Origin of the sequence: Nonomuraea turcica, from assembly GCF_030718205.1 — a bacterium.
Taxonomy (GTDB): domain Bacteria; phylum Actinomycetota; class Actinomycetes; order Streptosporangiales; family Streptosporangiaceae; genus Nonomuraea.
Map to the genome: position 1 here is coordinate 1 of NZ_JAUZQF010000064.1, position 10760 is coordinate 10760.

A 10760-nucleotide genomic window follows, 5' to 3' on the forward strand; every position below is an offset into this window, starting at 1 on the left:
ACCGACATGCCGATCAGCTGAGCCCGTTCACTCTCCGATAAGCGGATCTCCACCGCAGCTGGTCCGGGAGGCGTCATAGCCATCACCATACGGACTTACCTGGCGAATTTCAGGCGGATCACACTAGAGAAGCACGGCGACTTCCTGCGCGACTTCCGCGGCGACACCGTGCACCCCGCCACCGTCCGCCTCATGGACGGGCTCGGACTCGGCGAGGGCTTCCGCGCTCTGCCGCAGAGCCGCCTGGGCAACCTGTCGCTGCCCGCCCCCGACGGGAGCCTGGTGACCCTGGGCGACTTCGAAGCGCTGCCCGCGCCCTACAACTACATCGCGATGGTGCCCCAATGGGACCTGCTCTCCTTCATTGCCAAGGCGGCCGGCCAGGAGCCAGGGTTCTCCCTTCGCATGAACACCGAAGCGACCGAGCTGGTCAGAGCCGGCGAAAAGATCGTCGGGGTCAGGTATCGCACGTCGGACGGCAGTGAAGGGGAACTTCACGCCGAGCTGACGGTGGCGTGCGACGGCAGGCACTCCACGCTGCGCCGGGAGGCGGGGCTGGTGCCCAAGGAGTTCTGGGTGCCGTTCGACGTGTGGTGGTTCCGCCTGCCCAGATCGACTCGCGACAGGGAAGCGCCCGCCAGCGTGACGCCGGTCGCGCAAGGCGCCGAGGCCATGATCTCCCTCGCCCGTGACGACTACTACCAGGTGGCCTACTTCACCACCAAGGGCTCCGACGAGCGGCTGCGGGCCGAGGGGATCCAACTGTTCCGCGAGCGCATCGCCCGCCTGCGTCCCGATTTCGCCGGCCCGGTGGAACACCTGGCCGACATGGACGAGGTGTTCGTCCTGGATGTGAAGCTCAACCGGCTCAAGCGCTGGTACCTCGACGGGCTGCTGCTCATCGGCGACGCCGCACACGCCATGTCCCCAGCCGGCGGGGTGGGCATCAACCTCGCCATCCAGGACGCCGTGGCCGCCGCAACCATCCTGGCCGGCCCTCTGCGGCGGCACGCCGTCACCCTCGCCGACCTGGCGGCCGTGCAACGGCGCAGGTACCGCCCCACCGTGATCGTCCAGACCGGCCAGCGCATACTCCAGCGCGTCATGTTCGAAAAGCAGTTCGCGGGCAAGCGTTCCGGGCCGCCCCCGTTCCTCCTCTTCCTCACCCGCGCCTTCCCCAAGCTCCGGATGATTCCCGCCCGGTTCGTGGGCTTCGGCCCCCGCCCGGAACACGCCCCCGACTTCGCCCGCAGGACCGCATAGGAGGAAAGCATGGGCGCGTCTGTGAGCCCCCCGCTTCGGTAGGAGCAGGACGATAACCTCCTCCCCGTTGGGGCTTCCAAGGCTGTCACCTCTCAACCGCCACCGCATCCATGGCACGACGCAACTCGATCTCCTGCTCCAACAGTCGATCTCGCGCCGCTCGGTACTCGACCGCCTCCCCCTGAAACGTGACACCCATGGCCTTTCTCCGCTCACCTCCTCACGTCTGGGTGGTCACCGAGAACGTCACGAACCTCGGCGTTGCCAAGATCATCTCGGCTGCAGGCCGACGACCACGGGGGTCCAGAAGTGGCTGTACGAGATTCACCGCGTCCTGCACCTTGCCAGCCAGCGTGAACAGGTGCATGCCTCCTGCGGTGATGCGTTCCACGAGCAGGAGGTCGGTCGCGTGTCTGTGCACGTATCGGCTGGCAGCGAACTATCCACCGATGGGCGGCGTCACAGAGAGGGGCATATCAACAAACTGCTGGAGAAACGGGGCGACGGGGATGAACATGACTCGACTGGTAGCGGCACTGGCGGTCGCCAGCGCGACGCTGGCGATCGCGAGCCCGGCAGGAGCCGTAGCCTCCACGTCGGGCGCCTTCGGCCCGTACGGCTACGGCGGCATCAAGCTGGGGATGACCGCCAAGCAGGCCAAGGCCACCGGCAAGATCGTGCTCAAGTGGCGCGACTACTGCTCGGGCTGGGACTACAAGGCCCACCGCAACGCCCGCAACGAGATAGGGCTCTACATCTCCAAAAAGCGCGGCGTCGCCGTCATCTTCGCGCCGGCCGGGGTGCGCACGCCGAAGGGCATCGGCGTCGGCTCAACCCTCCGCCAGGTCAAGAAGGCCTACCCCGGCGTCAAAGAGGAGCCGAGCGGCTACTACGTCACCGTGCCCGGCAACCAAAAGGCGTACTACTACTTCGGCGTCAACCAACGGGACAGGGTCGAGCAACTCGGCCTCGCCCTCAAGAACCAGGACTGCGTGAACTGACTCTGCGCCTTGTCGCCGTATCCACGGCAGCGGTCCGCCACGGCGACCGGCGCGAGAGTCGACCAGCAGCGCGAGGGACGCCGCCACGATCATCCCGTCGGCGCTCAGCGGAACGATCGCCGCAGCCCACTCGCTCTCACCGTGCCGTACAGCAAGCCACGCGCTACCTGATCGGATCCCGCAACGACTTCTCCGGGATCCCCGAGGAAGCCACCGCCATCGTGGCCGAAGGCGCCAAAGACGCCACCGTCTACTCACCGGGCAAGAGCGACCACTACCGGCCATCCCAACAGACGCAGTAGACACCACCGGAGCAGGCGACGCCTTCGCCGCCGGCCTTCTCTGGGAGATCGGCAATAGAAGACCTCTGGCCGAAGGCGTGCGTCTTGGTCTCGCCTGGGCCGCTACTACTGTTCGGGCGAAGTCATCCATGCCAAACACAACTTCGGTGCATCTGGCCGGGACGTCAGGCCCACGACCTAGGGAATCGCCAAGCGCTGATCGCTTTCGCTCCTGATGATGCTACGTACACGTCGAGTCCTGCATTAACCGAGGAGAAACCCGGTCGAACCGGGCGCCGTCCGATGGAACGATATGCGGTCATGGGGAACCGATCGCCATCCGGCCTGGAGTTCGCAGGTGTCTTCGACATCCATGTGACCGTCGCGGCCGGCACCGCATTCGAGCGCCTGGCCCCCTGGGCGGCCCGCAACGGCGGAAAACTCACCCACATCGTGCTCGCCCGCGGCGAGGTCACCTCCCAGCCCATGCTCACCTTCACCGGCCGCGGCACCCTGACCGGCCAGCGGGCCGCCGTCGCGATCAGCGTGGCGCGGCTGCGTGACGAGGGCTTCGACGTCGTCCGGGTCAAGATCGAGGCCGCGCCGTGGAACGACGACGTGCCGGCGAGCGCGCAGGCGGCGACCGCGCTGGCCGCGTGCTATTTCGAGCACCACGCCAAGGTGGCGGTCCGCGACGACCCGGCGGCCCTGGCCACGATCGCCGCACGCCATTCGGCGCACGTGTCACGGAACGCCAGGCGGCTGCGTGGCGACGGCTCCCATGAGCGGTTCGTGACGCAGCGCTGCAGGAACGTCGGCCTGCCCGAGGCAAGACGGCGGTTCGACGCACTGCTGGCGGAGTTGAGCGCGGCCGGCTTCGCGGTGCTCGAAGCCGAGCAGGAGTTCGTGGTGCACGACGACAACCCCGGCATCGACAACGGCTGGATCGAGGAACGATGACGTCGCGACGCAAGCAGAAGAAGCAGCCCGTGTCCGAGCGGTACGACATGCCGGCGGAGGAATCACCCGACGTCCCGGTGACGTACCTGCCTCTCACACGCGGTGACGGCGTCCGCCAGCCGCGGATCTTCGATCCAGCGCTGAAGCAGTTCACCTACGCCTTCCGTGCCGGAGAGCCGGCCTTCGAGGACGAGGAGCCCGGGCGGCGCTGGCGGCGGTCGCGGCGGGAGGCGATCGACCACCTGGTCCGCATCGTCGCGAGCTCGCCCTGGTCCGAGAACCTCGTGCTGCGCGGCAGCCTGCTGCTGGAGGCGTGGATCGGGGCCGAAGCCCGGGATCCGGGCGACCTCGACTGGGTGGTGGTGCCGCATGACATCGAACTCGAGAGCTCGTTCACGGCGGAGATGTTCAAGGGGCTCATCCGCGCCGTAGCGGACGATCCCGACGCGTCCGGCACGGTGACCGTCGACGCCACCGGCATCCGCGTCGATGACATCTGGACCTACGATCGCACGCCTGGGCAGCGTCTGGTGTTCACCTGGCACGCCGCAGGCCTGCCGTCAGGCACCGTTCAGCTCGACTTCGTCTTCAACGAGCAACTGCCGGTCCCGCCTGTCACGGCGCTGATCCCGCGGGCGGGTGGCGGCGAGCCCACCCCCGTCCAGGCCGCCACCCCCGAACTGTCTCTGGCCTGGAAGATCCTCTGGCTGGCCTCCGACATCTGGGCGCAGGGCAAGGACCTCTACGACGCCGTACTGCTGGCCGAGCGCGTCACGCTGCCCTATGAGCTGCTCCGGCAGGTTCTGCAGGAGGCGCTGGGCGAGCGGGAGACGGCGGAGTTCGGTCTGGACACGATTCGCAGCTGGGACGTGGACTGGGATGAGTTCCAGGTCGAGTATCCGCAGGTCCAGGGCCAGGCGCACGACTGGAAGAGGCGTCTGGCCCACGCACTGACCCCGACCTTCATCCGCCGGTGAAGGCGGCCTCAGGCACGAACGCCGACGCCGGGAAGCTGAGCACGTCCACCAGCTGACCGTCCTTGAGGCCGGCGACGCGGCCGCGTGCCCGGAGTCGAGCTCCGTCGTCTCGTGGTCCGTTCTCCACCTTCGACAACCAGGAGACAGAACGGCCGATCTTCTCAGCGAGAGTGGCTTGATCCCACCCCTTGCGGTGACGAGCCCGCGCGATCCGCTGGCCCTGCGTCACGTACTCTGTCGCCACGTCCCCGCCCCTCCTCTCGCCGTCGCCTGCTTCGACGATAAGACGGATGACCTGCGGCACTGGCAGAAGACCTGCCAGTCGGAGAGCACGCGAAACCGCAGATCGACCTTCGACCCGCGGAACGCGTGTCACAGATCAGTTGCGCATTGTGACGCTACGTGTGCGAGGGCTGCGTGGTCGGCGCGCCGTCACCTCGCTTCCCCATTCATGAGCTGCCGCCACAGCGCCTCGGCATGGGCGACTCTCACCCACGGGCTTTCGACGACCCACGGAAAGACTGACCGGTCGTACCGCCGTATGAACCCTTGCCCCCAGCCAGGCACTGCTCGAAAACCAGAGCCAGGCACTCGCAGGTGTAGGCCCGGACACGGGTTCGATCCACACGCCGCTGGACCGGCGACCGGATGGGCTCAGACATGCAGGGTGGGCCGGTAGATGAGCTCTTGGATGTTACCGTCGAGCGTCCGGCTCTCGAGCAGCTCGAGGTCGAAGTCGGCCGCACCCTGGAAGATCGGGTCCAGTCCGGTCTGACCGGTGATCACAGGGAAGAGCGTCACCTGGACGCGATCGACCAGGCCAGCGGCCATCAGCGCCCGGTTCATCGACAGGCTGCCATGCGAGCGCAACGGCACCTCCGACTCCTCCTTGAGCCGGGCGACGACGTCGACGGCGTCACCGCTCACGACGGCCGCATCCGGCCAGTCGAGGGGTCCTTCCAGGGTGTTCGACACCACCGTTGCCGGCAGGTTCCTCATCCGGGTGACCCACTGGTCACGCACCTCGGAATCCTCGGTGCTCGAGGCCAGCATCCGCGCGAACGCCCGATACGTGTTGGCCCCGAAGACCATCCGCTGCTCCTCGCCGTACAGGGCGAAGCGGTGGTTCAGGAGTTCGGGGCCTTGCTTGCCCCAGTAGCCGGTCCAGTTGCCGCCGGCGGCGCCGAAGCCGTCAAGGCTGGAAAAGACGTCGAATGTGTAGGTAGCGGCCATGATGCGCTCCTCGAGTGCGGTTGATCGCGTGCCGGACATACAGACTGGCAACCACGGCGAAACTCATCGCCCTTGGACTCCGGGAGCCCCGCCGTCCCGGATGCGGCGGCCGGTCCCAGGGACTCACTGGACGAAAGGTCCAGGCCAGGAGAAGTAGAGTTTCCGGCGCCGTTCGGTGATGTTCCAGGTCGTGCGGTCACCGGCGATCAGGCGGACGAGAAATCCGGGCCGTAGCTCGATGGTGCTGCCGACTTCGAAGGGCACCGTTCCCGAGCCGGCGAGCACCAGGAACACCTCGTCCACATCGACGTCGAAGCCTGGGCCGGCCTCCCAAATGCCGAATTGGGTGGCGTCGACCGCCATCAGTGACCGGCAACCACGTCGCCCAGCTTGTCGCCCCGTTCGGGTTGTTCGCGCCTCAGCCTTATGCGAGCGTGGCCGCGGCCTTCATGATCGCCACACAGCTCTGGTTGATCATCTCGGGGAACGTCTCCTGGCTGAACTGGCTGACCGTCGTGCTGGCGGCATCCGTGGTGGACTTGACGATGAACGGCCCGAGCGGCCACCAAATTGACACACCATCGCGCCGGGGGCGCGTGTCTCAGCGGCGCATTCTGGCACCGGGTCAACGCGGGTGGACTGTCACCACGAAGGCCCCTAGCGCCAAGGACAGGAGCGGCAGAGCGGCGAGGACGCTTTTGCGCAGGATGAATCGCATTCTGTTCACTTTCTGACACTGACAGTTATCATGAGGGATATCTCCGCACCCTGGTAGCGGAAACCCGTATCACCCCCCAAGCCGGGCAGCGCTTCAGCCAACGTCGCGCCGAAACTGTTGAACGACCAAAGGGGATGATCATGGATCACGCCGGGGACCCACCCGCCCCGTCCGGTGTCGAAGGATGGCTTTTGCAGGTCCTTCGGCTGGCGGGCACGCAGTGTTCCGTCGTGTTGAGCACATCAGACCCGTCTGCGGCACCGGTTCCTGGCACTGATCTCACCGGCTCGCCCGGCGCCGCACCTGGCTGACGTGGCTGGGAGATCGCCGCCGCGCTCCATGGTTCAAGCGCGTGTGGAGTTCGGCGCGGGGATGGCGCCCTTCCGTAGCCAGGTAGAGCTCCGCCCATCCGCCTGCTCGCTGCCAGCTGAACGGCCGCAGATGCGGTTGGAGACATGGCGGGAGGCGGTGGTGTGCAGGATCAGGCGGGCGACCTGGCCGGGTGCGTCGGTCATCGGGACGTGCCCGCAGCCGGATAGCTGGACCAGCCGCGCTTCCGGGATCATGGCTGTGGCCCGCTCGGCTTGGCGGCCGGGCAGGAGCCGGTCGCAGGTTCCCCAGGCGATGGTCACCGGCATGCCAGAGATGGTGCCAATGAACAGATCCCGTGCCCGTCCGGCGCGCAAGGTCGATTGGAAGGCCGTCGATTGTCGCAACGCGCGCAGGCAGGTCAGCAGGGTGTCGGGCGGGCAGCAGTCAGCGCGTCCGTACAAGATGCCGGTCAGGGCGGCCCGTCCCACGGGTGTGCCGGCGATCCGTTGGACGACGACGTCGGGCAGCCGGGCGAGATGGCGGGCGGTGATCAGCACGGTGAAGGCGTAGCGTCGCTCGAACTCGCTCCAGAATCCGGCCGGTGCCAGTGCGGTGACGCTGCGTGCGAGACCGGCCTGGGCCAGTCGTAGCGCGATCAGGCCGCCGAGGGAGTGGCCGACCACGTGCGGCCGCCGCAGGCCGAGCGCAGTGAAGGCCGCGCCCAGTGCCGCCACCATGGCCGGCAGGTCATGCGGTACGTCGGCGGGTAGGTTGGGAGACTGGCCGAAACCCGGCAGATCCAGCGCGATCACCTCACGTCGGGCGGTGAGCATGGGAATCACCTGGTCCCAGGCGTGCCGGTCCTGTCCGATGCCATGCAGCAAGACCACCGGCTTGCCTGTCCCGTGCCGCTCATAGGCCACAGTGATCGGTGCCAGCCCTTCCGGGTGAGCTTCCAGGAAAGACACCGGCCTGGCAGGGCCCGTATCTCGATCAGGGTGGCCAGAGTCGGGTGCCCCGAAGGGGAACAGGCCGCCTTGCCCACTCGCTCCTGTGCAGAGCGCGGTCGCGGTGCGGATGCCCGTGTGCAGGACACCGCCCACGCTGGCAACGGCGTCGAATCCGCTCGCCAGCATCAACGGAAGCTTCCACATGGCTTGCTGGACCCCCTCGTCACCACGCGCCATTCAACAGAGCGCCACTCATGGGATATTCATGCCTCAAGCTGAAGGGAGTGGCTCGGATTGCCCACTCGGCCGGGGTCTTTGGGGGCGGAAAGCGTAAACTTTTCCGCCGTTCTCGGCTTGCGCCGAGCGGCCTGTGCGGTGGGTGTGGCGGTCCGCTTCAGAAAACATCCTTCCTCGTTTCACGTATACCTCCGAAACGGAAGGGCGAGCGCAGACTTGACCGATACGGTCCCGCATCATGCCCGTATCCAGGCGTTTGAGTACCCTCCCCTTTACCTCCCCGGACAGCAGGCCGTTCCGGAAGGTTGGGATATCTCCTGGACTGCGCAAAATCAGCTACGGAGGGTGACTTCCGGGCCCGTGCGCGGGGCACGGTCGAGGCGGGAGCGCCGGTGCGGTCGCCGCACGCCGTTCGATCGACCGCAGCCGCATCCATAGCCCGGCAACGAGCCCTTTGACCAGCCCTCCTCATGCAGCGCAAGCGATCAAAGTCGGGTCGACGTGCATAAGCCACGCGACCGTAGTCAACACCGTCCGTTTGATCGAAGCTCATCCAGTTGATCGCCTCCTGCTCTCCCGTGCGAAGGGGATGATTCGACACAGCTCGCAGGCCCACCTTCGAATCAACGGGTTCGGGGGTTTCGTCGTTTTGGGGTTTGCCTGGGGTTGGTAGTCCCGGGTGGGATCGATGGTCAGCTCGCGCAGGAGTTCTCCGGTGACGGCGTTGACGACGCGGACGTGCAGGTCGTCGACCAGCAGGATGACGTGAGTCCGGGATTTCGCGGCATCGATCGCTGCCGGCTGGTCGCCAGCTTCCTTGCTGTGAGCTTTGTGTCGGTCACGATGGACACCTGGGGCCATAGGCGTCGCCGAGAATGCGTCGCTGCAACACCGTTTCGCCGTGGTCCTCGGTGGTGAAGCGGAACGTCGCCAGGCCGTCGGATGCCGATTGCCGGCCGACCGTCGATGGGCCGGGCATTGATGGCGAGCAGGCCGTCCCGTGTCTCGAGGGCGAGCGCGTTGAAGTACCGGTCAATAAGATCGTTGCTGTTGTGATGATCCGGCGATCGGGAGCCCGATGAGCGACCCCGGCGGCTTCGGCCCTCTGACGGTGGACGAGCGCGAGACGATCGGTCCCTACCGGATCGTGGGCCGGATGGGGGCCGGCGGTATGGGGGTGGTCTACGCGGGAATCGCGGCCGACGGCACGCGGGTCGCGGTCAAGGAGATCCATCCGGGATTATCAGCCGACCCGCACTTCCGCGCCCGCTTCGTCCGTGAAGTCGATCTGCTGTCGCGGGTGCGTGGACGTTGCACGGTCTCGGTGCTGGCCTCCGACACCACCGCGATTCCTCCCTGGCTGGCGACCGAGTTCGTCCCCGGCCCGACGCTCAGCACGTACGTGAAGGACAACGCGCCGCTGCGGCCGCATGAGCTGCTCTCGTTCGGCGTGGACATCGCCGAGGCGCTGACCGACATCCACGGGGCCGGCATCGTGCACCGCGACCTCAAGCCCGGGAACGTGATCCTCTCCACCTCCGGCGCGAAGGTACTGGACTTCGGCATCGCCCGGGCCCTTGACGAGAGCGGCCTCACGGGCACTGGCGCGTTGATCGGGACGCCCGGCTGGATCAGTCCCGAGCAGTATCGGGGCGACCAGGCGGACGCAGCCGCCGACGTCTTCGCCTGGGGCGCGCTGATGGCGTACGCCGCGACGGGGCGCCCGCCGTTCGGCATCGGCGCCCCCGACGTCCTCGCCTACCGCGTCATGAGCGTCGACCCCGACCTGTCCGGAGTCCCCGCCCAGGTCCGCGACCTCGTACGAAGCGCGCTCGCCAAGAATCGGGCGGCCCGGCCCGCCGCGCACGAGTTACTTGCCCGGGTCACCGCGCTCAAGGCAGGCACGACCCCCATGGAGATGCCGGCACGCGACAAGCGCCTGATGGTGCCGCTGGTGCCGGCCGTCGCCGTCATGGCCGCGGTCGTGGCCGTCGGCGCGGTGTTCGCGGTGAACCGGGGTGGATCGCCGCAAGCACTGCAGAGCCCGAGCGCCCCTCCCTCGTCCTCGGCCGCCGAGAGCCTGGAGCCGGACACGAGCGAGAAGGCGGAGGAGGCGACGACAGCGGGCGAGACCCCCGAGGAGACGCCCAGCGCGAGGGCGACGGCCGAGGAGACGCCCACCACATCGAAGAAGACGAGCGCCAGCCCAAGCGCACGCCGCTCGGCCACCGGCGTACCGTGCGCATCCAACGGCTCGATACTCCGGCAGGCCGCCGCGCTGAACGGCGGCAGCCTGCCGGACGACGCCGTGGTCGCGCGCAAGATGTGCTCGGGCAACTGGGTCGCGGCCGAGCTCGACTCCCCAAGCGTCGGCGGAATCGACCTGATCGCGAAGCGGAACGCGACCCGATTCGTGGACGGTGCGATCGGCAGTTACTTCTGCTCGCGAGAGAACCAGCCGACGCTCCTCGCGAGCGCGCCGGACAAGATCAAAACCTTCCTCTGCCCTAACGGCTTCGACTGACCCGGCCCTCTCCTGACGTCTCAGGCGAAGGGCAGAACGGGTCTGGAGCGTGGTTCCGGGCCGGTGCCCGCGGCGAGCCGCCGGGCGGAGGAACGGCCGATCGCGCGCCGCCCGGGCTGGCTGGGGTCGATGTTCTCGAAGCGCGCGAGGATGGGGTGAATGGTCCCGGCGGCTCACTGAGCCCATTCCACCGTGACGCTGCAGGTCACGGGTCCGTTGCAGATCATCATCCTTGATCCGCAACGCAGATAGCCCCTGGTAGAAGGGTTGTCGACCAAGATCAACCTTCACCACCAGGGGCCTG

The 10760-nt window shown here is 67.4% G+C and carries 12 protein-coding genes and 1 pseudogene; 7 read left to right on the forward strand and 6 right to left on the reverse strand.

Annotated features, from left to right (window positions below):
* Positions 1-81 precede the first annotated feature (81 nt).
* A complete protein-coding gene (locus tag Q9G87_RS59905; RefSeq protein ID WP_371826027.1) occupies positions 82-1263 on the forward strand; it encodes an FAD-dependent oxidoreductase in 1182 nt (393 codons plus the stop codon).
* A 220-nt stretch (positions 1264-1483) separates the two neighbouring features.
* Here the strand turns inward: Q9G87_RS59905 and Q9G87_RS59910 are convergent, their stop codons facing one another.
* Positions 1484-1654: a hypothetical protein gene (locus Q9G87_RS59910; protein ID WP_305925612.1), complete on the reverse strand. Its 171-nt coding sequence runs from the start codon at positions 1652-1654 to the stop codon at positions 1484-1486.
* Between the two features lie 124 nt (positions 1655-1778).
* On the opposite strand from Q9G87_RS59910, the gene Q9G87_RS59915 reads away from it, so the two are divergent.
* Positions 1779-2264 (forward strand): hypothetical protein, encoded by a 486-nt coding sequence (locus Q9G87_RS59915; RefSeq protein ID WP_305925613.1) that lies wholly within the window; start codon positions 1779-1781, stop codon positions 2262-2264.
* 42 nt (positions 2265-2306) lie between these two features.
* Here Q9G87_RS59915 and Q9G87_RS61310 read toward each other — a convergent pair.
* A pseudogene (locus tag Q9G87_RS61310) lies at positions 2307-2549 on the reverse strand (DUF2637 domain-containing protein); the annotation flags it as partial.
* Here Q9G87_RS61310 and Q9G87_RS61315 point away from each other — a divergent pair.
* The 3 genes from Q9G87_RS61315 to Q9G87_RS59925 all read left to right on the forward strand — a co-directional run bounded on the left by Q9G87_RS61315 (position 2440) and on the right by Q9G87_RS59925 (position 4482).
* Positions 2440-2781: a PfkB family carbohydrate kinase gene (locus tag Q9G87_RS61315; protein ID WP_371826028.1), complete on the forward strand. Its 342-nt coding sequence runs from the start codon at positions 2440-2442 to the stop codon at positions 2779-2781. The pseudogene Q9G87_RS61310 and the gene Q9G87_RS61315 overlap by 110 nt on opposite strands.
* Positions 2782-2866: 85 nt before the next feature.
* Positions 2867-3505, forward strand: a complete 639-nt coding sequence (locus Q9G87_RS59920; protein WP_305925614.1) for a hypothetical protein — start codon at positions 2867-2869, stop codon at positions 3503-3505.
* A complete protein-coding gene (locus Q9G87_RS59925; RefSeq protein WP_305925615.1) occupies positions 3502-4482 on the forward strand; it encodes a nucleotidyl transferase AbiEii/AbiGii toxin family protein in 981 nt (326 codons plus the stop codon). The genes Q9G87_RS59920 and Q9G87_RS59925 overlap by 4 nt, the downstream gene beginning before the upstream one ends.
* Here Q9G87_RS59925 and Q9G87_RS59930 read toward each other — a convergent pair.
* The 3 genes from Q9G87_RS59930 to Q9G87_RS59940 form a co-directional block, all read right to left on the reverse strand.
* Positions 4469-4726 carry a helix-turn-helix domain-containing protein gene (locus tag Q9G87_RS59930; protein WP_305925616.1) on the reverse strand — a complete coding sequence of 86 codons (258 nt, stop codon included), beginning with the start codon at positions 4724-4726 and terminating at the stop codon, positions 4469-4471. The genes Q9G87_RS59925 and Q9G87_RS59930 overlap by 14 nt on opposite strands.
* Positions 4727-5136: 410 nt before the next feature.
* Positions 5137-5715 carry a dihydrofolate reductase family protein gene (locus Q9G87_RS59935; protein WP_305925617.1) on the reverse strand — a complete coding sequence of 193 codons (579 nt, stop codon included), beginning with the start codon at positions 5713-5715 and terminating at the stop codon, positions 5137-5139.
* A 123-nt stretch (positions 5716-5838) separates the two neighbouring features.
* Entirely contained in the window at positions 5839-6078 is a 240-nt protein-coding gene (locus Q9G87_RS59940) for a cupin domain-containing protein (protein ID WP_305925618.1), read from the reverse strand.
* A gap of 2 nt (positions 6079-6080) precedes the next feature.
* Between Q9G87_RS59940 and Q9G87_RS61320 the strand changes: the two genes are divergently transcribed.
* Entirely contained in the window at positions 6081-6449 is a 369-nt protein-coding gene (locus Q9G87_RS61320; RefSeq protein WP_371826025.1) for a lipase maturation factor family protein, read from the forward strand.
* 328 nt (positions 6450-6777) lie between these two features.
* Here the strand turns inward: Q9G87_RS61320 and Q9G87_RS59950 are convergent, their stop codons facing one another.
* Positions 6778-7932, reverse strand: a complete 1155-nt coding sequence (locus Q9G87_RS59950; protein ID WP_371826026.1) for an alpha/beta fold hydrolase — start codon at positions 7930-7932, stop codon at positions 6778-6780.
* 1078 nt (positions 7933-9010) lie between these two features.
* Here Q9G87_RS59950 and Q9G87_RS59955 point away from each other — a divergent pair.
* A complete protein-coding gene (locus tag Q9G87_RS59955) occupies positions 9011-10456 on the forward strand; it encodes a serine/threonine-protein kinase (RefSeq protein WP_305925620.1) in 1446 nt (481 codons plus the stop codon).
* Positions 10457-10760: the final 304 nt, after the last annotated feature.